The 23,428-nt window shown below is 69.3% G+C and carries 24 protein-coding genes; 8 read left to right on the top strand and 16 right to left on the bottom strand.

The window, feature by feature from the left end:
* The 7 genes from flgH to flgB are packed head-to-tail and all read right to left on the bottom strand — an operon-like array spanning position 1 to position 5,355.
* Positions 1–690, bottom strand: a complete 690-nt coding sequence (gene flgH, locus WS64_RS12245) for a flagellar basal body L-ring protein FlgH (protein WP_059642434.1) — start codon at positions 688–690, stop codon at positions 1–3.
* A gap of 20 nt (positions 691–710) precedes the next feature.
* Complete coding sequence (flgG, locus tag WS64_RS12240; protein ID WP_006485706.1) at positions 711–1,499, bottom strand: flagellar basal-body rod protein FlgG; 789 nt, start codon at positions 1,497–1,499, stop codon at positions 711–713.
* A 34-nt stretch (positions 1,500–1,533) separates the two neighbouring features.
* Positions 1,534–2,292: a flagellar basal-body rod protein FlgF gene (flgF, locus tag WS64_RS12235; RefSeq protein WP_060966548.1), complete on the bottom strand. Its 759-nt coding sequence runs from the start codon at positions 2,290–2,292 to the stop codon at positions 1,534–1,536.
* Between the two features lie 19 nt (positions 2,293–2,311).
* Positions 2,312–3,556, bottom strand: coding sequence for a flagellar hook protein FlgE (gene flgE / locus WS64_RS12230; protein ID WP_060312180.1), 1,245 nt, complete (start codon positions 3,554–3,556; stop codon positions 2,312–2,314).
* 31 nt (positions 3,557–3,587) lie between these two features.
* Positions 3,588–4,334, bottom strand: coding sequence for a flagellar hook assembly protein FlgD (flgD, locus tag WS64_RS12225; protein ID WP_060966547.1), 747 nt, complete (start codon positions 4,332–4,334; stop codon positions 3,588–3,590).
* A 60-nt stretch (positions 4,335–4,394) separates the two neighbouring features.
* A complete protein-coding gene (gene flgC / locus WS64_RS12220) occupies positions 4,395–4,820 on the bottom strand; it encodes a flagellar basal body rod protein FlgC (RefSeq protein ID WP_006485701.1) in 426 nt (141 codons plus the stop codon).
* A gap of 46 nt (positions 4,821–4,866) precedes the next feature.
* Entirely contained in the window at positions 4,867–5,355 is a 489-nt protein-coding gene (gene flgB, locus WS64_RS12215) for a flagellar basal body rod protein FlgB (protein ID WP_059583906.1), read from the bottom strand.
* 204 nt (positions 5,356–5,559) lie between these two features.
* Here flgB and flgA point away from each other — a divergent pair, with 204 nt between their 5' ends.
* The 3 genes from flgA (at position 5,560) to WS64_RS12200 (ending at position 7,723) form a co-directional block, all read left to right on the top strand.
* On the top strand, positions 5,560–6,759 hold the full coding sequence (gene flgA, locus WS64_RS12210) for a flagellar basal body P-ring formation chaperone FlgA (protein WP_060966546.1): 1,200 nt from the start codon (positions 5,560–5,562) through the stop codon (positions 6,757–6,759).
* 117 nt (positions 6,760–6,876) lie between these two features.
* Entirely contained in the window at positions 6,877–7,203 is a 327-nt protein-coding gene (gene flgM / locus WS64_RS12205) for a flagellar biosynthesis anti-sigma factor FlgM (protein WP_059642451.1), read from the top strand.
* A 79-nt stretch (positions 7,204–7,282) separates the two neighbouring features.
* Positions 7,283–7,723, top strand: coding sequence for a flagella synthesis protein FlgN (locus WS64_RS12200; RefSeq protein WP_006477557.1), 441 nt, complete (start codon positions 7,283–7,285; stop codon positions 7,721–7,723).
* 58 nt (positions 7,724–7,781) lie between these two features.
* Here the strand turns inward: WS64_RS12200 and WS64_RS12195 are convergent, their stop codons facing one another.
* Positions 7,782–9,632 carry a M24 family metallopeptidase gene (locus WS64_RS12195; RefSeq protein ID WP_060966545.1) on the bottom strand — a complete coding sequence of 617 codons (1,851 nt, stop codon included), beginning with the start codon at positions 9,630–9,632 and terminating at the stop codon, positions 7,782–7,784.
* A 388-nt stretch (positions 9,633–10,020) separates the two neighbouring features.
* Here WS64_RS12195 and WS64_RS12190 point away from each other — a divergent pair, with 388 nt between their 5' ends.
* On the top strand, positions 10,021–10,803 hold the full coding sequence (locus WS64_RS12190; RefSeq protein ID WP_060966544.1) for a helix-turn-helix domain-containing protein: 783 nt from the start codon (positions 10,021–10,023) through the stop codon (positions 10,801–10,803).
* A gap of 42 nt (positions 10,804–10,845) precedes the next feature.
* Here the strand turns inward: WS64_RS12190 and WS64_RS12185 are convergent, their stop codons facing one another.
* From WS64_RS12185 to WS64_RS12170, 4 genes are all read right to left on the bottom strand, one after another.
* Positions 10,846–12,087: a multifunctional CCA addition/repair protein gene (locus tag WS64_RS12185; RefSeq protein WP_060312193.1), complete on the bottom strand. Its 1,242-nt coding sequence runs from the start codon at positions 12,085–12,087 to the stop codon at positions 10,846–10,848.
* Entirely contained in the window at positions 12,087–12,731 is a 645-nt protein-coding gene (locus tag WS64_RS12180) for a glutathione S-transferase family protein (RefSeq protein WP_059583917.1), read from the bottom strand. The genes WS64_RS12185 and WS64_RS12180 overlap by 1 nt, the downstream gene beginning before the upstream one ends.
* 66 nt (positions 12,732–12,797) lie before the next feature.
* On the bottom strand, positions 12,798–13,757 hold the full coding sequence (locus tag WS64_RS12175) for a complex I NDUFA9 subunit family protein (protein WP_059583919.1): 960 nt from the start codon (positions 13,755–13,757) through the stop codon (positions 12,798–12,800).
* Between the two features lie 50 nt (positions 13,758–13,807).
* Complete coding sequence (locus tag WS64_RS12170) at positions 13,808–15,760, bottom strand: lytic transglycosylase domain-containing protein (RefSeq protein WP_060966543.1); 1,953 nt, start codon at positions 15,758–15,760, stop codon at positions 13,808–13,810.
* Positions 15,761–15,768: 8 nt separating this feature from the next.
* Here WS64_RS12170 and WS64_RS12165 point away from each other — a divergent pair, with 8 nt between their 5' ends.
* Positions 15,769–16,377 (top strand): 5-formyltetrahydrofolate cyclo-ligase, encoded by a 609-nt coding sequence (locus WS64_RS12165; protein WP_059642468.1) that lies wholly within the window; start codon positions 15,769–15,771, stop codon positions 16,375–16,377.
* A 74-nt stretch (positions 16,378–16,451) separates the two neighbouring features.
* On the opposite strand, the gene WS64_RS12160 is transcribed toward WS64_RS12165, so the two are convergent.
* On the bottom strand, positions 16,452–16,964 hold the full coding sequence (locus WS64_RS12160) for a winged helix DNA-binding protein (protein WP_059583924.1): 513 nt from the start codon (positions 16,962–16,964) through the stop codon (positions 16,452–16,454).
* Between the two features lie 149 nt (positions 16,965–17,113).
* Here WS64_RS12160 and pxpB point away from each other — a divergent pair, with 149 nt between their 5' ends.
* Genes pxpB through pxpA form a run of 3 tightly spaced genes read left to right on the top strand, consistent with a single transcriptional unit; the run spans position 17,114 to position 19,654 of the window.
* Positions 17,114–17,770: a 5-oxoprolinase subunit PxpB gene (gene pxpB, locus WS64_RS12155; RefSeq protein ID WP_059642472.1), complete on the top strand. Its 657-nt coding sequence runs from the start codon at positions 17,114–17,116 to the stop codon at positions 17,768–17,770.
* Positions 17,767–18,834 carry a 5-oxoprolinase subunit C family protein gene (locus WS64_RS12150; protein ID WP_060966542.1) on the top strand — a complete coding sequence of 356 codons (1,068 nt, stop codon included), beginning with the start codon at positions 17,767–17,769 and terminating at the stop codon, positions 18,832–18,834. Before pxpB ends, WS64_RS12150 begins: the two co-directional genes overlap by 4 nt.
* Positions 18,835–18,889: 55 nt before the next feature.
* Positions 18,890–19,654 (top strand): 5-oxoprolinase subunit PxpA, encoded by a 765-nt coding sequence (pxpA, locus tag WS64_RS12145; RefSeq protein WP_059642477.1) that lies wholly within the window; start codon positions 18,890–18,892, stop codon positions 19,652–19,654.
* A 572-nt stretch (positions 19,655–20,226) separates the two neighbouring features.
* On the opposite strand, the gene WS64_RS12140 is transcribed toward pxpA, so the two are convergent.
* The 3 genes from WS64_RS12140 to WS64_RS12130 are packed head-to-tail and all read right to left on the bottom strand — an operon-like array spanning position 20,227 to position 23,427.
* Positions 20,227–21,372 carry a TraB/GumN family protein gene (locus WS64_RS12140; RefSeq protein ID WP_059642480.1) on the bottom strand — a complete coding sequence of 382 codons (1,146 nt, stop codon included), beginning with the start codon at positions 21,370–21,372 and terminating at the stop codon, positions 20,227–20,229.
* Positions 21,365–22,381: a peptide ABC transporter ATP-binding protein gene (locus tag WS64_RS12135; protein ID WP_059642483.1), complete on the bottom strand. Its 1,017-nt coding sequence runs from the start codon at positions 22,379–22,381 to the stop codon at positions 21,365–21,367. Before WS64_RS12135 ends, WS64_RS12140 begins: the two co-directional genes overlap by 8 nt.
* A complete protein-coding gene (locus WS64_RS12130; protein ID WP_059642486.1) occupies positions 22,378–23,427 on the bottom strand; it encodes an ABC transporter ATP-binding protein in 1,050 nt (349 codons plus the stop codon). The genes WS64_RS12135 and WS64_RS12130 overlap by 4 nt, the downstream gene beginning before the upstream one ends.
* Position 23,428 lies beyond the last annotated feature (1 nt).

Here is a 23,428-nt window from a genome sequence, read left to right as displayed (position 1 = left end):
TCACCACGGCGCGATGTTGAGGAAGAAGCGCTGCAGCCAGCCCATCGTCTCGGCTTCGTTGATGTAGCCCTTCGACGAGTATTCGATCTTCGCGTCGGCGACCTGCGTCGAATAGACGGAGTTCGCGCCCGAGATCGTGTTCGGGTTGACGACCCCCGAGAAGCGCACGAATTCGTTGCCCTGGTTGATCAGCATCTGCTTTTCGCCGCTCACCACGAGGTTGCCGTTCGGCAGCACGCCCGTGACGGTCACCGTGATCGTGCCGTTGAACGTGTTCGCCGCGCTCGCGCCGCCGGTGGCCGCGAACTTGTTCGCGCCGGCCGCCGACAGGTTCGCCTTCGCGAACAGCCCGCCGAGAAAGCCGGCCGTCGGCACGTTGAAATCGGTATTGCCCTGCCGGTTCGTGTTCGCGCCCGACGACTTGGTCGCGTTGATGTTCTCCGCGATCATGATCGTCAGGATGTCGCCGACGTTGCGCGGGCGCTGATCCTCGAACAGCGGCCGCCCCGCGAAGCCGGGGTTGTAGATCGAGCCGGGCGCCTGCATCGACATCGGCATCGGCGGCTGCGCCGTCATCGGCTGCTGGATGATCGGGTCGCGCGGAATCTGCGCGCAACCGGCGAGCGCCGCCACCGCGACCGCGCAGGCGGCGCGGACGGTGGCTGACGAGGGGAGGCGAACCTGCTTCATGGCGACGACGGGACTTCCGGTTAGCTCTTCATCTGCGTGACGGTCTGCAGCATCTGGTCGGACGTCGTCACGGCCTTGCTGTTGATCTCGTAGGCACGCTGCGTCTGGATCATGTTGACGAGTTCCTGCACGACGTTCACGTTCGACGCCTCGACGTAGCCCTGGTTGAGCACGCCCGCGCCGTTCAGCCCCGGCTGCGACACGTTCGGCGCGCCCGACGACGTCGTTTCCGCGAACAGGTTCTCGCCCTTCGCCTCGAGGCCGGCCGGGTTGATGAAGGTCGCGATCTGCAGCGAACCGATCTGCACCGCGTTGCTCGAGCCCGGCTGCGTGACCGACACGACGCCGTCCTTGCCGATCGTCAGCGACTGCGCGTTCTGCGGCACGGTGATCGCCGGCAGCACCTGGTAGCCGCTCGACGTGACGAGCTGGCCCTGCGCGTTGGTCTGGAACGAGCCGTCGCGCGTGTACGCGTTGGTGCCGTCCGGCATCAGCACCTGGAAGAAGCCCGCGCCGTTGATCGCGACGTCCTTCGAGTTGCCGGTCTGCGTGAGGCCGCCCTGCGTGTACAGGCGCTCGGTCGCGACCTGCTGCACGCCGGTGCCGAGCTGCAGGCCCGACGGCAGCTCGGTCTGCTGCGTCGAATTCGCGCCGGGCTGGCGGATGGTCTGGTACAGCAGATCCTCGAACACCGCGCGCGACGCCTTGAAGCCGTTCGTGCTGGTGTTCGCGAGGTTGTTCGAGATCACGTCCATCTGCGCCTGCTGCGCATTCATGCCGGTGGCGGCGATGTAGAGCGAACGGTTCATTTGAATCTTCTCCTGATAGCGAGGGCCGTGCCGCTCAGCTGAAATTGAGCAGCTGGTTCGCCGTCTGCTCGTTCTGGTCGGCCGTCTGGATCAGCTTCGACTGAAGCTGGAACGCGCGCGCGTTGTCGATCATCGCGACCATCGCGGTCACCGGGTTCACGTTGCTGCCTTCGAGCGAATTCGGCGTGACGACCACGTTCGGGTCGGCGTCGGCCGGATTGCCGTCGGCGGTGCGGAACAGCCCGTCGTTGCCGCGCGTGAGCGTGGCCGGGTCGGGATTGACGAGCTTCATCTGGTCGACGATCGCGACGGCGGTGGGCGGGTCGCCCGGCATCAGCGCGGACACCGTGCCGTCCTTGCCGATCGTCACTTCCGCGTTCGGCGGCACCGAGATCGGGCCGCCGTTGCCGATCACCGGCAGGTTGCTCGCGTTCACGAGCTGGCCGTTCTCGTCGACGTGCAGGTTGCCGGCGCGCGTGTACGCCTCGCTGCCGTCGGCCGTCTGCACCGACAGCCAGCCGGCGCCCTGCACGGCCACGTCGAGCGGGTTGCCGGTGCGCGTGATCGGACCCGGCGCGTAATCGGCGCCGGGCGTGGACGCGAGCACGTAGGTGCGCGTCGTCGTCGGGTCGATGTTGCTGCCGTCGCCGAAATTCATCGGCACCGCGCGATACGTCGCGAGCTGCGCGCGAAAGCCCGTCGTCGACGCGTTCGCGAGGTTGTTCGCGACCACCGCCTGCTGGTCGAGCGACTGCGACGCGCCCGTCATCGCCGTATAGATCAGTCGGTCCATGGCTGCCGGTTATCCGCGCTTACAGGTTGATGAGCGTCTGGTCGACGGTCTGCTGCGTCTTGATCGTCTGCGCGTTCGCCTGGTAGTTGCGCTGCGCGGTGATCAGGTTGACGAGCTGCGCCGTCAGATCGACGTTCGAGTTCTCGAGCGCGCTGCCCTGCAGCGTGCCGTGGTTCGTGCTGCCCGGCGCCGACACCTGCGGCACGCCCGACGCCGACGATTCGGCGTACTGGTTGCCGCCGAGGTTCACCAGCCCGTTCGGGTTGTTGAAGTTCGCGATCGCGATCTGGCCCAGCACGGCGGTCTGGCCGTTCGAGTAGTTGCCGGTCAGCTTGCCGTCGGCGCCGATCGTGTAGGTCGTCAGCGTGCCGCTCGCGTAGCCGTCCTGCGCGAGGTTGTTCACGCCGTTCTTGCCGCCGTACTGCGTCGTGCCGGTCAGGTTGAGCGTCAGTTGTTGCGGCGTCGTGGAGCCGTCGGTGGTCGGCACCGTGAAGTCGAACTGGCCGAGCGACGTGGTCGGCGTGGTCGAGCCCGGCAGCGTCGTGCTCTTGATCGCGCCCGACGAATCGAAGGTGATCGTGCCGAGGTCGGTCGGGGTCGCGGCGCCCTGCACGTTCGCATACGCTTCCCACGTGCCGGCCGCCGACTTCACGAAGTACATGTTCACCGGCTGCGAGCCGCCGAGCGAGTCGTACACCTGGATCGACGTCGAATAGTTGTACGTCGTGTTGTCGTTCGGGTCGAACGGCGTCTTGGCCGGCACCTTGTCCTGCGAGTTCAGGTTGAACTGGCCGGTGATCTTGGTCGTCGCGGTCGGCGCGATGTTGCTGGTCGGCGCCTGCAGCGGCACGGTCTGCGCGGTGTTGATCACGCCGCCGCCGTTGGCCGCGTAGCCCATCAGGTTACGGCCCTGCGAGTCGACGATGAAGCCGTTCTTGTCGCGCTGGAACGTGCCGTCGCGCGAGTACGTCGTCACGCCGTTGTTCGACATCTGGAAGAAGCCGTTGCCGTTGATCGCGACGTCGAGCGACGAGTTCGTCGTGTTGATCGTGCCCTGCCCGAAGTTCTGCTGCACCGCGTTCAGCGACGTGCCGATGCCGATCTGCGTGTTGACCGACGTCGCGACCGAGTTCGCGTACATGTCGGCGAATTGCGCGGTGCTCGACTTGAAGCCGACCGTGTTCGCGTTCGCGATGTTGTTGCCGATCACGTCGAGCGCGTTCGATGCGCCGGCGAGGCCGCTCAGACCCTGTTGATAACCCATTTCGGTCTCCGTTAGGAAAAAGCTCGATCAATCAGTTGGTGGTGGTGTCGCCGGACGAGGACGACTTCGTGTTCGGGAAGATCGACGCAACCTGGGTGAGCCCCACCGTCGTGCCGTTCGACAGCACGAGCCCGGCGGTGCCGTCCGCCTGCTTGATCACGCTCTGCACCGTCGCGGCCGCGAGCACGGTCGGCGCATACGTCTTGCCGTCGCTGCCCGTGTACTGCGCGCTCACGGTGTAGGTGCCGTCGGGCAGCGCGTTGCCGGCCGCGTCCGTCGGCGTCCAGTTGAACGGCACGGTGCCGGCCGCCTGCTTGCCCGCGTCGATCGTGTTGACGACGGCGCCCGTCTTGTCCTTCACGGTGATCGTCAGGTTCGACACGTCGTTCGCGAGCGACACGCCGAACGGCGACGCCGCGCCGCCCTTCACGCCGACGCTGTTGCCCGGCGCGAGCACGTTGGTGCCGATCAGCAGCGCGGCCTGCGTCTGCTGGCCGGCCGCGAGCTGCGACGACAGCGACGTGAGCGACGTGTTCAACTGCGCGATGCCGCTCACCGTGTTGATCTGCGCGAGCTGCGACGTCATCTGCGAACTGTCGACGGGGCTCGTCGGATCCTGGTTCTGCAACTGCGTGACGAGCAGCTTCAGGAACGTCGCCTGCAGGTCGCTCGCCGACGTGCCGTTGGTCGACGACACTTTGTTGGTGTTCATCGTGTCGGTCGGCAGCGTCGACACGTTGGTGCCGTTGCTGCCGATCGTCGTGTTGGAGGAAGTCATCCTGGGTGGCCTTCTGTCGGAACTGTCGGTGTCGGGTCGGTCGGGTCGTCGGCGCGCGGCTTACGAGCCGATCGTCAGCGTCTTGAGCATCAGCGTCTTCGCGGTGTTCAGCGTCTCGACGTTGGCCTGGTACGAGCGCGACGCCGAGATCATGTTCACCATCTCCTGCACCGGATCGACGTTCGGCATCTGCACGTAGCCGTTCGCATCGGCGGCCGGGTTCGCCGGGTCGTAGGTCGATTTCATCGGCGACGGGTCGTCCATCACCTTCGTCACGCGCACGCCGCCCACGCCCTGGCCGGACGCGGTGCGCGCGCCGCCCATCGGGTCGGTCGCGAACACGACCTGCTTGGCCTTGTACGGCTTGCCGTCGGGGCCGGTCGCGCTGTCGGCGTTCGCGAGGTTCGACGCGGTCACGTTCAGGCGCTGCGATTGCGCGGACAGCGCCGAACCGGCGACGCCGAAGATGTTCATCAACGAAGGCATGGAGGCTCCTTGTGCTTGGGTCCGGGTCCGGATTCGGAAGCGGCGCTTACGAGTTCGTCGAGATCGCGGCGATCATCGCCTTGATCTGCTGGGTCATCACGGTCATCCCGGTTTCGTAGTGCAGCGCGTTGTTCGCGAACTGCACGCGCTCGACGTCGAGATCGACCGTGTTGCCGTCGAGCGACGGCTGCAGCGGCATCCGGTATTGCGCGCGGCCGTAGTCGTCCGACGGGCCGCCGGTCGGAATCAGCTTCGCGGTGCCGGCCATGTGGCCCGGCGCCGTCGACACCATCGACATGCCGCTCGTCACGCCGGCCGGCTGCGCCATCGGCAGTGGCGCGGCGTTGCTCGGCGCGAGGCCGCCGCCCGTCTGCTTGAGCGAGCGCGCGAGCGTCGACGCGAAATCGACGTCGCGGGCCTGGTAGCCGGGCGTGTCGGCGTTCGCGATGTTCGACGACAGCAGTTCCTGCCGGTAGGCGCGCACGTCGAGCGCCTGTCGGCCGAACGCGAATTCCGCATCGAGTTTGTCCAGCATGTGTGCGTCTCTCCGTATGAAGCGCTGCACGCCCCTCGCGCCGGATGGCGGCCCGAGCGGCTTTTTTCCATGACAGCGATGGTAGGCGCGGCACGCAACCGGCAATCGGGCGAATAACGCGGCAAAGGCCCCCTCTATTCATCGTTTGCGCGACGCCCGCGCTCCCTAGAATGCGAAGCGGATCAACGGATCGAGGACACGGCGATGACGGGCGGCGCACTTCGCGACAGGAACGGGCGGCTCACGCACGTCCGGCGTGCGTTCGCGCTCGCCGCGGCGCTGTGGATCGCCGCGCCCGCCGTGCACGCGGACGACGGGATGATCGTGATTCCCGGACGCGGCGAGACGGCCGAAACCGCGCTCGCGCACGCCAACGCGGCGAGCGGCGGGCAGTTCGGCGCGAATGCGGGCGCCGCTTCCGCTTCGGGCGCGCAGCGCGCGGCCGGCGGAGCGAGCGCCGCGACCGGCGCCGGCTACGCGGCGCAACCGGCCGGCCAGATGGTCGTGACGAGCGTGCCGCCGCCGGCCGCCGCGCCGGCTCCCGCGCCGGTCCCCGTCTACGCAGCCCGCGCGAACGCCGGGTACGGCGCGTCGCCGCGTGCAGCGGACCCGGCCGCCATCGCGACGGTCGTCGCCGGCACGGCCGAGCCGGCATCGAATGCCGCGCGGCCGGCGCCGCCACCGGCAGCATCGGCCCGCCTCGCGGCGGCGCCGCGCACGGCGGCCGCCTCCGCCAACCCGGCCCCGGCTGCCGCCACGTCCCCGCCCGCGACGCCGCCCGGCCAGCAAGATCCCGAAACGATCCGGCGCGCGGCCCTCGCGTTCCTGCAGCAGCAGATCGCCGGCCTGCCCGGCAAGACCACCGCGACGGTCACGACCGCCTTTCCGCGCGGGCTCGCCGCGTGCACGACGCTCGAACCGTTCCTGCCGACCGGCGCGCGCCTGTGGGGCCGCACGACGGTCGGCGTGCGCTGCGCGGGCGAACGGCCGTGGACCGTCTACCTGCAGGCGAAGGTCGCCGTGCAGGCTACCTATTACGTCGCCGCGCGCCAGATCGCGCCCGGCGAGCCGCTCTCCGCGGCCGATCTCGTCGCGCGCGACGGCGACCTGACGGTGCTGCCGCTCGCGGTGATCACCGATCCGGCGCAGGCGATCGGCGCGACCGCGCTCGCGCGCATCTCGGCCGGGCTGCCGCTGCGGCAGGACATGCTGAAGAGCGCGGCGTCGGTGTCGGCCGGCCAGACGGTGCGGGTCGTCGCGACCGGCCCCGGCTTCACGATTTCGGCCGAGGGCAGCGCGCTCGCGAATGCGGCGCCCGGCCAGTCGGTGCGGGTGCGGATGGCGGCGGGCCAGATCGTCACGGCGATCGTCAAGGACGCCGGCACCGTGGAAATTCCGCTGTAGGGACGGATCGGCCGCAAAAATGTAAAGAATTGTTTATTCGGAGCCTGTCGGGCTCGCGATGCTAAAGTTCGGGCCGACCCGGCCGTTATCTGGGTCAAACCGTACAGGAAACCCATCGTGAAGATCGATTCCACTCCGAAACCGAGCCCCCTCGCGCCGACCGGCAACGGCGCGGCCCGTGCGCCGTCCGGCACGGACCAGCCGTCCGCACCGGCAGCCGACGCAGGATCGACCGGCGGCGACGCGACCGTGAACCTGTCGGGTCTGTCCGGCCAGTTGCGTTCGGTGTCCGCATCGGGCGACGCCGATATCGACGCAGGCCTGGTCCAGTCGATCAAGGACGCGCTGAACGACGGCACGCTGACGATCGACGCGAACAAGATTGCCGACGGCGTATTGAACACCGCCCGCGAGCTGCTGCAGCAGCAGCGTCCGGGCAGCTAATCCCCGGCCTCGTGGCCGGGTCACCCCGGTTTGCCGGCGCGCGCAGCACTGCGCGCACCGGCGTGACGAGCATGACGCGATGAGAGAAGAGCTGCTGGCCACGGTCAACGACGAACACGCGACGGTCGAGGCGTTCGCGTCCCTGCTCGTCTACGAGGAAAAGGCGCTGACGACGGCCGAGCCGCTCGAGATGCTGCCCGGGATCGTCGAGAAGAAAAGCGCGCTGATCGACCGGCTCGCGCAGCTCGAACGCACGCGCGACACGCAGCTTTCCGCGCTCGGCTTTCCGGCCGGCAAGAAAGGCATGGACCAGGCGGCCGAGCGCGATGCGCGCCTCGCGAGCCGCTGGCAACTGCTGCAGCAGGCCGCCGAACGCGCGCGCCAGGCCAATGCGAACAACGGGATGCTGATCCGGATCCGGATGGACTACAACGAGCGCGCGCTCGCGGTGCTGCGCTCGGCGCCCGCGCCAGCCGGCGTGTACGGCCCCGACGGGCGCGTGTCGGCGCTCACGCGCTGACAGGCCGACGTCGCGCCGCGCGGCCGTCCGGCGGCCGCGCCCCCTGCTTTCCCCTTCGTTACAACAGCGGACACGCGGTGACCTGCGTGCCGCGTTCCACGCACAGCCGCTCGTAGTCGCGCAGGTACGCGCGCTCGGCGTCGTCCAGCAGATCGAGATCGATCAGGTCCCAGTCGTAGCCGACCGTCACGATGTTCTCGAACGTCACCGTGCCCGGCTGCGCGTCGTCCGGCCGCACGATCACGATGTTCTCGATCCGCACGCCGCCCTTGCCCGGCAGGTAGATGCCCGGCTCGACCGAAATCACCGCATTCGGCACCAGCCCGTACGTCGCGCCCGGCGCGAACCGCACGCCGCCCTCGTGCACGTGGATCCCGACGCCGTGCCCGGTGCCGTGGCCGAAATCGTGGCCATGATCGCGGCACACCTGGCGCACCAGCGCATCGACGTCGCCGCCCGTCGCCGTGGCCGGAAAGCGCGCGACGAGCCCCTTGATGCAGGCCTTCAGCGCGACCGTGTAGATCTCGCGCTGCCACGGCTGCGCGACCGTCTCCGGCCGCGTGCGGCGCAGCACGACGCGCGTGCAGTCCGTCGCGAAGCCGGCTTCGTAGTACGCGCCGCTGTCGAGCAGCACGAGCTCGCCCTCGGTCAGCTCGACGTCGGCGCTCGCTGCCGTGTAATGCGCGAACGCGCTGTTCGCGCCGTTCGCCGCGATCGACGGGAACGACAGCGCGACCGCCGAACGGGCGCCGTACGCGTCGTTGATCCTGCGCGCGAGGTCGTACTCGGTGTGGCGCACGCCCGGCTCGCCGGTCTTCGCCCAGCGCATCGTCTCGGCGATCGCCGCGGAGCTGCGCGCGAACGCGTCGCGGAAGCGCTCGAGCACCGCCGGCGTCTTGCTTGCCCGCATCGCCTCGACCGGGTTGAAATCGGCATGCCGCGCGTGCGGCCACACGCGCCTCACCGCGTCGACGAGCGCGCAGTTCACCGATTCGAAGCCGTAGCACACGTGCTCGACCGCGAACCGGGCCAGAAACCGTTCGAGCGCCGCGACGTCGCGCCGGATCACGTGCAGCGCCGGATACGAATCGAGCGCGACCTCGCAGCGGTCGCAGCCTTCCGGCAAGAACAGCGCCACCTGGCCGCCGATCGCGAACAGGAAGCCGAGGTGCGACGACGCATTCGGGATGTGATAGCCGCGGCTGTTCAGCAGATACGCGAGATCGTCCGACGCGCAGGTGAAGAACGCCGTCCTGCCGTCGGCCGCGCCGGTATGTGCGGCGAGCCGGCGGTTCAGCGCGTCGAGGTTCTGCGCGACGCTCGCGCCGGTCATCGCGGCCGGAATCTCGAAGATCGGCCGCTCGACGTTCCAGCCCGGCAGCGCGATCGCGCGATCGATCTCGCGATCGGCGAGGCTCGCCCAGTCGAGCGACGCAGCCTGCGTCTGCTCGAACAGCCGGTCGCGCTGCGCGACGCTGATCCGCCGCGCGTCGTAGCCGACCCGCGCGAGCCGGCTCGCGTGCGCGAGCAGCCAGTCGGCCATCGCCTGCCAGATCGTCACGTCGATGCCGAGCTTCTCGACGCGCACGCGCGCCGGATCGCACTGCTCGTCGGCCTGGAAGTGATAGCGGCCGTCGACGAACAGCACGAACGGCGGCAGATCGAGCGCCTGCGCGGTCGCCGCGCTCAGAAAGATTCCGCAGCCGGCCGATCCGTCGAAACCGGACACCGCATAGCGCGGGTTGTTGCCGCGCGGCAGGTATTCGGTCACGTATTCGTCCTGCGACGTGATCACCACCGCGTCGAGCCGCGCGGCATCGAGCAGGCGCGACAGGCCGGCCTGCGTGTCGGCGACGGACGCGTCGTACGCGGGAAGGCCGGAGAAGCTGTATTTCAGTCGATCGATCATCGGATGCCCGTTATTCGTTGCTGTCGGCGGCCGGAAGCATGTCGCGGCGTCGCGCCTGCCTGACACGACACGTCGCCGCGGTTCAGGTCACGCACGGCACGACGCGCGGCCGCGGCCGCGCCGCCGTTCAGGCGGCGGGCCCTCGGTAAAATTTTTGTCTCACTTAACTTTGTTTGATGCGCGACAGAATCTAGAGCACGCTGAAATCGAGGTCAAGCCAAAATTTTCGTAGGACTAAAATCGGCGCCCCGCCCGCGGATTCCGGCACAACGCCAATTCGGCCGGCGACGCCGCGCGGTACAATGCGCCGGCCCAGCCGCCGCCCCGCCCCGGCGGCCGCTTGGCCCCTTCGCCCGCGTCCCGACTCGTTGCCACACGAAAGAGATTCATGGATTCAGACCTCATGCGTATCGGCCAGCGCATTCGCCGCCTGCGCCGGGAAGCGAAGAAGACGCTGCTGGAAGTCGCGTCCGAAGCGAAACTGTCGGTGGGGTTCCTGTCGCAGGTCGAGCGTCATCTGACGGGCATCTCGCTGTCGTCGCTCGTCAACGTCGCGAAGGCGCTGGGCGTGCCGCTCGGCGCGCTGATCGACCAGCCGCGCCAGGCGCAGCCCGATTCGCACGAGGGCAGCCGCAGGCCGTATGCGCTCGACGCCGCGTCGCAGTGGTACGAGCGGCTGTCCACCACGTTCGACGGCAGCCAGATCAACGCGCTCAAGGTGCAGATGATGGAAGGCTACCGGTCCGAATGGGTCGCGCACGCCGGCGACGAATTCGTGTACGTGCTGGCCGGCCGCGTCCGCTACACGGTCGGCAAGAAGCATTACCCGCTGACGGCCGGCGACTCGCTGCACTTCGACGCGCGCAAGCGCCATCGCGTGGCCAACGTCGGCGACGGGCCGGCCGAGCTGATCACCGTCAGCACGCTGCCGCTGTTCGACGACAGCGGTGCGGAATGCGTGCCTGCGACGACGGATATCGGGCAGCCGGCCGCCGGCGCGCCGCGCGTGCGCGGCCGCGCGCCGGCGCCCGAACGGAATGGCCGCGACGCCGCCGCGGCACGGCCGTCGAGGGCCGGCGCAGCCGAAAGGAAGGGGACGGCGAAGGCGCGCGCCGCCGCCGCCGGCAAACGCCCGGCGGCCGCGACCCCGGCACGCAGGAAGAAACCGTAACGGCCGACGGGCGCGCACGCCCTGCGCGCTGTTCCGCGCCGCCTACTCGCCGATCGCGAGTGCCTGCGCGACAGCCTGGATCCGCGCGCGGTGCACGGCATCCTTGATCTTCTCCGTGTCGCTGCCGATGCCGCGCGCGATCGCGCCGGCGTCGACGCTGCGCGCCGCCGCGAGCGCGACGCGCAGCCGCTCGGCCTGCGGGTACGGCTGCGCCTCGAGCCCGAGCCGGCCGCGCGCATCCGATTCGCAAGCCTGCAGCAGCTCGGCGAAGCGCGCCGGCTTGCGCAGCGCGTCGCTGCGCTCGAAGAGCCGCACCAGCGCGGCCGCGCCCATTTCCATCACGCGATGCAGGTTGCCGTGCTCGCGCGCGACCACCAGCGCGAGATCGCGGCATTCGTTCGGCACGCGCAGCCGCTCGCACAACGGCTTGAGCAGTTCGACGCTGCGGCCTTCGTGGCCGACGTGGCGCGGCAGCACGTCCGCGGGCGTCGTTCCCTTGCCGAGATCGTGCGTGAGCGCCGCGAAGCGCACCGCCAGCGAATAGCCCTGCTTCGCCGCGTAGTCGACCACCATCATCACGTGCACGCCGGTGTCGACTTCCGGGTGGTAATCGGCGCGCTGCGGCACGCCCCACAGCGCGTCGACCTCGGGCAGGATGCGCGCGAGCGCGCCGCAGTCGCGCAGCACCGCGAACATCCGCGACGGCTTCGCCTCCATCAGCCCGCGCGCGATTTCCTGCCAAACGCGCTCGGGCACGAGCGCATCGACCTCGCCCGCGTCGACCATGCGCCGCATCAGCGCGAGCGTTTCGTCCGCGACCGTGAAATCCGCGAACCGCGCGGCAAAGCGCGCGATGCGCAGGATCCGCACCGGATCCTCGACGAACGCGTCGCTCACGTGCCGGAACACGCGCGCGCGCAGGTCGGCCTGCCCGTCGAACGGGTCGATCACCGGGCCCACCAGCGCGCCATCCGGGCTCACCTCGCGCGCCATCGCGTTGATCGTCAGGTCGCGCCGTGCGAGATCCTCGTCGAGCGTCACGTCCGGCGCGTAATGGAACTGGAAGCCGTGATAGCCGGCCGCCGTCTTGCGCTCGGTGCGCGCCAGCGCGTATTCCTCCTGCGTCTGCGGATGCAGGAACACCGGGAAATCCTTGCCGACCGGCCGGAAGCCCTGCGCGGTCATCTGCTCGGGCGTCGCACCGACCACCACGTAGTCGCGGTCCTGCACCGGCACGCCGAGCAATTCGTCGCGGATCGCTCCGCCTACTGCGTAGATGTTCATCACTGGGGCTCGTATTCGGCGATCACGTTGGTTTCGCGGCGCGCACCGTCGATCCACTGCCGCACCGCCGGCAGCGCCGTCACGCGCGCCGCATAGCCGGCGGCTTCCGGCGACAGCGCCGGCGCGTACGTGTTGAAGCGCATCACGACGGGCGCGTACATCGCGTCGGCAATGCCGAATTCGCCGAACAGGAACGGCCCGCCCGACGCCTCGATGCATTCGCTCCACAGCGCGTCGATGCGCGCGACGTCGGCGAGCGCTTCCGGTGTCGCGCCGCGCCCCGGCATCGACGCGCGGATGCTCATGCCCATCTGCGTGCGCAGCGCCGCGAAGCCCGAATGCATCTCGGCGGATATGCAGCGCGCATGCGCGCGCGCGAGCGGGTCGGCCGGCCACATCGGGAATTGCGGATAGCGCTCGGCGAGCGTCTCGGCGATCGCGAGCGAATCCCAGATCGCCGAGCCGTGATCGTCGACGAGGCACGGCACCTTGCCGGTCGGCGAGTATTCGCGGATGCGCGCGGCCGTGTCGTCGCGACGCAGCTCGACCACGATCTCGTCGAACGGGATGCCGAAATGCACGAGCAGCAGCCACGGCCGCATCGACCACGACGAGTAGTTCTTGTCTCCAATGACGAGCTTCATGACGGGGTTCCCGAAAACGCGAAAAAGGAAAAGAAAGGGGCTGGCCGACGTCGCCCGGCGCGCGGGCTAACGACGCGAGCGGAACCAGTCGAACCGCGAGCGTTTCGTCGCTTCGCCGAGATACGCGGGCGCGATGCTTTCGAGACTCGCGGGCGAGAGCCCGAGTTCCGGCGCGAGCGGCCCCGACAGCACGTTCGGCACCGACATCGTCGCGAGATTGTCGCGCGTGAGCACCGGCTCGCCAGGCAGGCATTCGAACACGCTTGCCTGCAGCCGCGCAAGCGCGTCGGGCAGCCGCACGATGCGTGCCTGCCGGCCGACCAGCGTGCCGCAGTAGCGCACCAGTTGCTCGAGCGTGTAGACGGTCGGGCCGCCGAGCTCGTAGGTCTTGCCGTGCGCGCCCGCGAGATCGAGCGTGTTGACGAACGCGCGCACGACGTCGCCGACGAACACCGGCTGGAAGCGCGCGTCGGGCATCGCGAGCGGCAGCACGGGCACCGTGCGCTGCAGGGTCGCGAACGTATTGAGGAAGGCGTCGCCCGGGCCGAACACGACCGACGGACGGAAGATCGTCAGCGCGAGCGAATCGGTGGCCGCGATCGCATGCAGCGCGGCTTCGCCGTCGCCCTTCGAGCGCTGGTACATGCTCGCGCCGTGCGAATCGGCGCCGAGCGCGCTCATGTGCAGCAGACGCCGCACGCCGGCCTCGGTGCAGGCCGTCGCGAGCGCGGCCGGCAGCGCGACGTGCGCGCGCTCGAAGCCCGGCCCGTACGGCGTGCCGCGCCCGCCGTGCAGCACGCCGACCAGGTTGATCGCCGCGTGCGCGCCGGCGACGAAGCGCGCGAGCGTGCGCGTGTCGAGCGCGTCGAGCTCGACGATGTCGACCGGCAGCATCTGCAGGTGGCGCGCGTGGTCGCGCCGCCGCGTGCCGATCCGCACGTGCTTGCCGGCGTCGATCAGCGCATTGACGAGCCGGCTGCCGATGAAGCCGGTGCCGCCCAGCAGCGCGACGGTCTGGCGATCCATGATGTGGGCCTCGAAAGAACACTGCCGCGTCTCGCGCGGCAGTTCATGTATCAGGGCGAGATCATGCCTAGACGCTTCTTCAACGACTGCGGTTTGCCCTCGAAGAGCGCCGCGTAGTAGACGGTGTTCGACAGCACGTTCTTCACGTAGTCGCGCGTCTCGTTGAACGGAATCGTCTCCGCGAAGATCGCGCCTTCGACCGGCTGCGTCAACACCTGGCGCCACTGGCGCGGCCGGCCCGGGCCCGCGTTGTAGCCGGCGGTGGCGAGCACCGGCGAGCTGTCGAAGTTGTTGTAGATGTCCGCGAGATACCAGGTGCCGAGCTGGATGTTGGTGTCGATGTCGTGCATCTGCGCACGCGAGATCGTGCCCATGCCGAGCTTCTTCGCGACCATCTGGGCCGTCGCCGGCATCAGCTGCATCAGGCCGCCCGCCCCCACCGACGAACGCGCGCTGATGATGAAGCGCGATTCCTGGCGGATCAGCCCGTACGCCCACTCGACGTCGAGGCCCGTCGACTGCGCGTAGCGCTCGACGGTCGTGCGGTACGGCGACGGATAGCGCAGCGTGAAGTCGTGCTCGGCCTTCGTGCGGTCGGCCGTGTTGACCGTGCGGTCGAGCAGCTCGACGCGCTTGCCGTATTCGGCGGCCGCGAGCAGCTGGCGATCGGTCATCCCGCGCAGCGGCCAGTTCCATTCGCGATTGCCTTCGAGGCGCAGGTTCAGCGCATAGAAGCGCTGCGCGAGCGCGAAGCCCGGGATCTTGCTCATCGCATCGATCTCGGCGTCGCTCACCTTCGTGCGCGGCGGAATCGTCGTGCGCTGGCCGAGCTCCTCGCCGGCCAACTGCCCGTAGAAGTTGAACTGGCCGGCCACCTGCTCGAATTCCTGGTTCGCCTGCAGCGTGTCGCCGCTCTGCTTGAGCGCGCGCGCATGCCAGTAGATCCACGCCGGATCGTTGCGCAGCGACGGCGGCATCTGCTCGATCGACCAGCGCACCATCGGCCAGTTGCCGGCGAGCAGCGCGGCGCGCGTGCGCCATTCGTAGCCCGGGTTCGACAGCGGCGCGTTCGCCGATTTCGCGTACCAGACCGAGGCCATCGGCGAGCGCTTGATCGCGCCCTGGTAGCCGATCGCGCCCCACGCGATCGCCTGTTCCTGCTTGGTCAGCGACGGCGCGACCGTCGTCAGCATCCCGGCGGCCGCGTCCGGATCGTTGCGCGCCATGCGGCCGAGCGCGATCAGCGCGAGCTGATGCGACGCGGCGTCGGGGCCGACGCCGCGCGCGAGATACAGCGGCGGCGCGCTCGTCGCCTGGTCGAAGCCGGCCGGGCGCGGGCCGAGCGCGTCGACGATCTTGCCGCCGAGCGTCGTGTAGTTCTGCTCGTACGCGAGGCGCGCCTGCTGCCACACGTCGTCGCTCGTGAACTGCTGGTTGACGGCGAGCGCGGTGATCAGGTCGACGCACGCGTCGCCGTAGTTCTTCGGCTCGACGAGCAGCGCGCGCGCCGCGTCGGCGACGTTCTCGTTGCGCGCCGCGCGCGATTCGAGCGCATAGCACTTGACCTGCGTGTCGTCGTCGAGCACGAAGCGCTTGTACTGGTCGTCGAAATTGCGCCAGTCGTGACGCGCGCCGAGCACGAGCAGGTAGTCGTTGCGCAGGCGATCGGCGATCGCCTGCCCGTCGTAGCGCTGCAGGAACGACTGCACGGGCGCGTCCGGCGCATCGACGCGCGCGCGGCCCGTCGAATCGAACAACTGCGGCTTGATCTGGAAATACTCGACGTAGGACGGAACCGGATAGTTCGGGATCATCGACGCAAGCTGCGCGGCCTTCGCGGCGTCGTTGCGGCGTGCGGCTTCGCGAAGCTGCACGAAGATCTGGTCATCCCCGGGGAGCGTGTCGTCGTTCGGTGCGGCGCATGCGGCCGTGCCCGCGACGAGCGCGGCGGCCGAAAGCGTCAGCGCGAGCGCGCGATATACTCGGAAAAGGCTGTTCGACATCGTTTTGAATGGAGCACGAAGTGAGCGAAAGCATAGCACGCAACCCTGTGCCGAACCCGAAGGTTGCGCTGCGCAAAACGCTGTCCGGCGCCCGTCGCGACGCCGCGTCGCAACCCGCCGCGAACGCCGCGCTCGACGCGCGGCTGCGCGCGCTGCTCGACCGTCTGGCGCCGCGCACGGTCGGGTTCTACTGGCCGCTGCCGGGCGAATTCGATGCGCGCGACGCGGTGCTCGCATGGTGCGCGGCGGGCGCCGGCCGGCGCGCCGCGCTGCCGGTGATCGGCGAGCGTCACACGCCGCTCGCCTTTCACGCGTGGGATGCGCGCACGCCGATGCGCGAAGGCCATCACCGGATTCCCGAACCGGCGTCCGGAATCGTCGTCGTGCCCGATCTTTTGCTGATCCCCTGCGTGGGATTCGATCTTCAGCGCTACCGGCTCGGCTACGGCGGCGGCTACTACGACCGCACGCTCGCCGCGTGGCCGGGCGACGCGCTGCCCGTGACGGTCGGCATCGCGTACGAAGCATGCCGCGTCGATGCGCTGCCGGCCGAAGCGCACGATCTCGCGCTGCGCTGGATCGTCACCGACGGCGCGCTTTACCCGGGCGCCGGATAATGCCGCGCGCGGCGCCGCGATCGTCGCCATGCGCCCGTGAGCGCATCGCCGCGCGCGCCCCTTTGCGCCGGCGCCTACAGCGACGCCGCCGCGCGCGCGGCCGTGTCGTAGAGGCCCGAAGCGTGGCGCAGCAACTGCGCCGCGTCGCCGATCTGCTCGTTGGTGAGGCCGCTGTCCTTCAGCGTCTCGATCAGGCAGTGCTCGCGCACCTCGCGGTATTTCAGGCACAGCTCGCGGCCCGCGTCGGTCGCGAAGAAGAACACTTCCTTGCCGCTCTTCTCGCTCTTCACATAGCCGCGGGCGATCAGTTTTTTCAGCGCATAGGTCGCGACGTGCGTATCCTCGATATTGAGCACGAAGCAGATGTCGGCGAGCTTCTTCTTGCGTTCGCGATGGCTGACGTGATGCAGCAGCGAGACCTCGACCGCCGTCATGTCCTTCGCGCCCGCCGCCGACATGCAGCGCACCATCCAGCGGTTGAACGCGTTGCCGGCCATGATGAGCCCGTATTCGAGCTCCGACAGTTCCGCGCTCGATTCGGAAACGAGGTGTTCGGATGACACGATCTTGGTCGCAGGACGCTTCATGGAAAGGCGGCGCAAGCCGGATGACAGGATGTGCCCGAGTGTACGCCAGAAGCCCCGGCCGACGAGCTAGGCGAAAACGCTTATTGAGAAGTTGTCGATATTTTATTGACAATGTGCGCTAACATTGCCGTCCGAACCGTGCCAGTCCGATGACGCAACCCCGCATTTATCCGCTCGGCGATGCCGCCCTCGTCTGCGAGGTGCCGCCGCCCGCCACGCTCGATTGCCAGCGCCGCGTCTGGGCCGTGGCCGAGGCTGCGCGCGCATGGCCCGACGTGATCGACGTCGTCCCCGGCATGAACAACCTGACCATCGTGTTCGACGCGCTCGCCGCGACGGCCGACTCGCTCACGCCCGCGTTGCGCGACGCGTGGGAGACGGCCGACGTCGAGCACGCGGACGGCCGCGAGGTCGAGATCCCGGTCGAATACGGCGGGGCCGCCGGCCCCGACCTGGCCGCCGTCGCCGCGCACACGGGCCTGTCGGCCGATGAAGTCGTCGCGCGCCACGCGGGCGGCGCCTACGTCGTGTTCTTCGTCGGCTTCCAGCCGGGCTTCGCGTATCTGGGCGGCCTCGACGCGTCGCTGCACACGCCGCGCCGCGCGGCGCCGCGGCTCGAGGTGCCGGCCGGCTCGGTCGGCATCGGCGGCGCGCAGACGGGCATCTACCCGGCCACGTCGCCCGGCGGCTGGCAGTTGATCGGCCGCACGTCGCAGGTGCTGTTCGATCCGGCGCGGCCGCAGCCGACGCTGCTGCTGCCCGGCGACCGCGTACGCTTCACCATCGCCGGAGTCCACACACGATGACCCAGAGCAACGCACCGGGCACCATCGAAGTCGTGCGGGCCGGGCCGCTGTCGACCGTGCAGGATCTCGGGCGCCGCGGCATGCGCCATCTCGGCGTCGCGCAGGGCGGCGCGCTCGACGGCCTCGCGCTCGAGGTCGGCAACCGGCTCGTCGGCAACCGCCCCGACGCCGCGGCCGTCGAAATCACGATCGGCCCCGCCGCGTTCCGCTTCCCGCGCCCCACGCGCATCGCGATCACCGGCACCGAATTCGGCGCGACGCTCGACGGCAAGCCCGTGTACGCGTGGTGGAGCCTGCCGGTCGACGCCGGGCAGACGCTCGTGCTGCCGGCCGCGAAACGCGGGATGCGCGGCTACCTGTGCATCGCGGGCGGCATCGACGTGCTGCCGATGCTCGGCTCGCGCAGCACCGATCTCGCGTCGCGCTTCGGCGGCCTCGGCGGCCGCGCGCTGCGCGACGGCGATCGCCTGCCGGTCGGCGTGCCGCCGGCCGGCGCGGGCTGCCTGGCGCCCGATGCGCCCGAATTCGGCGTGAAGGCGCCCGCGTGGTGCGCGTTCGTGCGGGTCGACGAGCCGCCGCGCCGTCACCGCCCCGCGCATGCGCCGTGGGCGATGCCCGTGCGCGTGCTGCCGGGCCCCGACTACGCGTCGTTCGCGGCCGATGCGCAGCAGGCGTTCTGGGACGAGGAATGGCTCGTCACCGCGAACAGCAACCGGATGGGCTATCGCCTCGCCGGCGCCGAGCTCGCGCGCGAGCGGCCGGTCGAGCTGCTGTCGCACGCGGTACTGCCCGGCACGGTCCAGGTGCCGCCGAACGGCCAGCCGATCGTGCTGATGCACGACGCGCAGACCACCGGCGGCTACCCGAAGATCGGCACGGTGATCCGCGCCGATCTGTGGAAGCTCGCGCAGGCGCGGCTCAACCTGCCGATCCGCTTCGTGCGCACGACGCCCGATGCCGCGCGTGCCGCCCTCGTCGCGGAACGGGCGTACCTGCGGCAGATCGACGTCGCGATCGAGATGCGCGAGGAGGCGCGCCGCCGCGCCGGATCGCGCGCGGCGTGACAATGGCGGAAGCAGCAGCGAAAGACGCGCCACGCAACCAGTGGACGAGGAACATATGGAAATCGATCTGAATGCCGATCTCGGCGAAGGATGCGGATCGGACGAGGCGCTGCTCGACCTCGTCACGTCGGCGAACATCGCATGCGGCTGGCATGCAGGCGGCGCGAACGCGATGCGCGACTGCGTACGCTGGGCCGTGCGCAAGGGCGTGTCGATCGGCGCGCACCCGAGCTTTCACGATCCGGAGAATTTCGGCCGCAAGGAAATGCAGCTACCGGCCGGCGACATCTATGCGGGCGTGCTGTACCAGCTCGGCGCGCTGTCGGCGATCGCGCAGGCCGAGGGCGGGCGCATCGCGCACGTGAAGCCGCACGGCGCGCTGTACAACCAGGCCGCGCGCGACCCGATGATCGCCGACGCCGTAGTGTCCGCGATCCACGATTTCGATCCGTCGCTCGCGGTGTTCGGCCTCGCGAACAGCGTGTTCATCGCGGCCGCGCGGCATGCGGGGCTCGCGGCGGTGGAAGAGGTGTTCGCCGATCGCGGCTACCGCGCGGACGGCTCGCTGGTGCCGCGCAGTCAGCCCGGCGCGCTGATCGACGACGAAGACGCGGTGCTCGCGCGCACGCTCGACATGGTGCGCAACCGGCAGGTGCGCGCGTTGAGCGGCGAGTGGGTGCCGCTCAATGCGCAGACCGTCTGCCTGCATGGCGACGGGCCGCATGCGCTGGCGTTCGCGAAGCGGATCCGCGCGGCGCTCGAGGCTGCCGGTGTCGACGTCGTGGCGCCCGGCGCACTGCAGGCCGACGAACGCGCGTAACGAAGCATTCGCGTATTCGGCGTATTCGGCACATTGCCGCGGGCCGCACGTTTTCGTCGCGGCAAAGAAAAAAGCGCCCTCGCGGCGCTTTTCCGTTGGTGCAATCGCCGCGGCTTCGCCGTCTGTCGATTCACCCCCCGAAACCGTCTTTCGACGGTGACCGGAAAAATATTCCGGATTAAAAAACGTCCGCCGCCGCCCGATCACTGCCTTCCCCGGTCAGACGACGGAACGTCGCTTATGTGCAAGTCGGCCCGCATGCATGTGTTGTAGACGACGTTGGCCCCGCCGTGCATGCAGACTCTCCGCGGCCGGCACGTGCTTCACGTGCCGGCGACGCTCACCCCGCGCTTTATTTCTGCTACCCCGTAGAACTTATCTATTCTTTTCATTTTTTCAACTTGTGGGATGAAGAATAGAGATCGGCCGAACGGGATGTCAATCGTTTTAAACGCTATTTTCCGACGATTCAAGGGTTTTCCTTATCGACCGGCGCCACCGCGCAGGCGCGTCGCGCGGCGCGCGAGTCGTCGATCAAACAGGGGATGATCACGGCGGGCAGCCGGGCGCGATCAGTTCGCGTCGACCCGGTATCCTTGCTGGCGCAACAATTCGAGCACGCCGCGCGGGCCACCGAGATGCAGCGCGCCGATCGCGACGAACAGCGGCCGGTTCGGCGCGGCGATTGCCGTCATCCGTGCAACGAAGCGCCGGTTGCGCTCGTACACGATCTTGTTGTCGAGCGACGCCGACAACGCCTTCGAACGCGCGAGCCGTTCGCTCTTCGCGACGGCCCACGCCGAGATCGCATCGGCGTCGCCAATTCGCCACAGCCGGTGCAGCGCCTTGATGTCGTCGGCGTTCTGCGCGGGCGTCTGCACCATGTCCTGCGCGAGCATCTCGCGCTGCTCGGCGAGCGTCAGCCCGGTGAACGCGCGCATCTGCTCGGCGAGCGTCTCGAGCCCGATCACGCGGCCGCCCTTCTTCCTCAGGAACACGTTCTGCAGCTGCGCCTCGGTGCCGTATTCGGTCTGCAGGCCGGCCGACAGCGAATCGTACGTCTCGACGACGAGCGCCGCGAGCCACGGCCGCATCTTGCGGATCTCGGCGAGCGCGGCCGGGTTGCCGCGCAGGCGCGCCGCGAGCCGCTGCCACAGCGGCTCGGGCAGCAGGCGCTGCAGGCACGGGTAGCGGCACACGCCGTACTTCGACACGTCGTCCTGCGATTCGAGCAGATCGTCGGGCGACAGCTCGAGCGCGAGCGTCGGCGACGCGGCGAGCGCCGCGAGGATGGGCGGCCGGAACGGCTGCGCGCTCGGGTAGTCGGACGGATCGCCCGTGTGCAGCGTGCCGAGCACGTAGAGCGTGACCTTGCCCCTGGTCGCGACGTAGAACGGCATGCGCGCCGGCTGCACGCGTACGGTGCCGCGCGACACCGTGCCGTCGGACACGGCCGGCGCATGGAAGCCCGGCAGGCTCATGCCGGGCGGCGGAACCTGCGACGGACGAATCGGCGCGGTCGCCGGCGCACGCCCTTCGGCACGCGCCGGTTCGACGGGGGCCACGACGCTGGCCGCCACGCACGCGCCGGCCAGCGCCGCGCCCGTGACGGTACGCACGCTCCAGCGCCGCGCGTCGCGGTACGCGCGCATTGCGCGCGCGCCGCCTGCCCCCGCACGGCGCGCGCCGGACACGCGCGCCGCCAACGCTTCAGGCATTCGCCTCCCCGACTTCCTCGGCGCGATGGCAGGCCACGCGCCGGCCGTCCACTTCGCGCAGTTGCGGCTCCTCGACGCGGCACCGCTCGATCGCGTACGGGCAGCGCTGATGGAACGCGCAGCCCGACGGCGGATTGAGCGGCGACGGCAGTTCGCCCTGCAGCTTGATCTGCACGCGGCGGTCTTCCTCGAAGATCGCCGGCGTCGCCGACATCAGCGCCTGCGTGTACGGATGGCGCGGCCGGGCGTAGATCGTCGCCTTGTCGCCGAGCTCGGCGACGCTGCCGAAGTACATGACCATCACGTCGTCCGCGACGTGCTCGACCACCGACAGGTTGTGCGAGATGAACACGTAGCTCGTCTTGAACTGCTCCTGCAGATCCATGAACAGGTTCAGGATCTGCGCCTGGATCGACACGTCGAGCGCGGACACCGGCTCGTCGGCGACGACGATGCGCGGATCGAGGATCATCGCGCGCGCGATCGCGACCCGCTGGCGCTGGCCGCCGGAGAACATGTGCGGATAGCGCTTCGCGTGCTCGGGCCGCAGGCCGACCGTGCGCATGATCTGCGCGACGCGCGCGGCGCGCTCGGCGGCCGTCAGGTTCGCGTTGATCTCGAGCGGCTCGGCGAGCGTCTGCTCGACGGTCTTGCGCGGGTTCAGCGACGCGAACGGATTCTGGAACACCATCTGCACGCGGCGGCGCAGGTCGGCGACCGTGTCGCGGCTCGCGCCGGCCACGTTCTTGCCGTCGATCACGAGGCTGCCCGCGGTGGGCGCCTCGATCATCGTGAGCTGGCGCGCGAGCGTCGACTTCCCGCAGCCCGACTCGCCGACGACGGCAAGCGTCTTGCCGCGCTTGAGCGAGAACGACACGCCGTTCAGCGCCTTCACCGTGCCCTGGCCGAACATCCCGCGCTTCACCGTGTAGTGCTTCGCGAGTCCGTCGGCCACCAGTACCGCTTCCTCGTCGTGCGGCGTGGCACGGACTTCTTGATTTACATTCATCGTGAACTCCTGTCGACCGGAGTTTGCGCTTTAGCGCTTACTCCGGTCCCATGCAAAGCCGTCAGGTCGAGGTTGGAAACATTGAGCGGCTTGATGCAGCGTGCGCGCATCGCATCGTTGGCCGGCACCAGCGGGTCGAGCGCCGGCCGCGCCTTGCGGCAATCGTCGACGACGTACTTGCAGCGCGGCGCGAACAGGCACCCGGACGGGCGATCATCGCGGCCCGGCACCATGCCGGGCAATGCGGCAAGGCGACGCGCCCCCTGATTGTGCTCGGGAATCGCCGCGAGCAGCGCTTCGGTGTACGGATGATGCGGCGCGCGGAAGATGTCGGGCACGCGGTTGGTCTCGATGATCTCGCCCGCGTACATCACCGCGACGCGATGCGCGACCTCCGACACCACGGCCAGATCGTGCGAGATCAGCACGAGCGCCATTCCGCGTTCCTTCTGCAGCTTCACGAGCAGATCCATGATCTGCGCCTGGATCGTCACGTCGAGCGCGGTGGTCGGCTCGTCGGCGATCAGCAGCTTCGGGTTGCACGCGACGGCCATCGCGATCATCACGCGCTGGTTCATCCCGCCCGACATCTGGTGCGGGAACGACGCGATGCGGTTCTTCGCATCGGGAATGCCGACCTGGTCGAGCAGCTCGAGCGCGCGCCGGTGCAGCGCGTCGCCGCGCAGCCCTTCGTGCAGCTTCAGCACTTCCTTGATCTGGTAGCCGACCGTGTAGCTCGGGTTCAGGCTCGTCAGCGCGTCCTGGAACACCATCGCGATGTCCTTGCCGACGATCCTGCGGCGCGCCTTCGGCGACGCCTTCAGGAGATCCACGCCGTTGAACGTGACCTCGTCGGCCGTCACCTTGCCGGGCGCGTCGATCAGGCCCATCAGCGCCATCATCGTCACGCTCTTGCCCGAGCCCGATTCGCCGACGACGCCCACCACCTCGCCCGGCGCGACCGACAGGTTGATCCGGTCGACCGCGGGCAGGCCGTTGAAATTCACCGCGAGATTGCGGATGGTCAGAAGATTCTGGCTGCTCATG

Source organism: Burkholderia anthina, assembly GCF_001547525.1.
Taxonomy (GTDB): Bacteria; Pseudomonadota; Gammaproteobacteria; order Burkholderiales; family Burkholderiaceae; genus Burkholderia; species Burkholderia semiarida.
The sequence above is the reverse complement of the archived record's forward strand: the minus strand, read 5'-3'. Positions and strand labels throughout refer to the sequence as shown.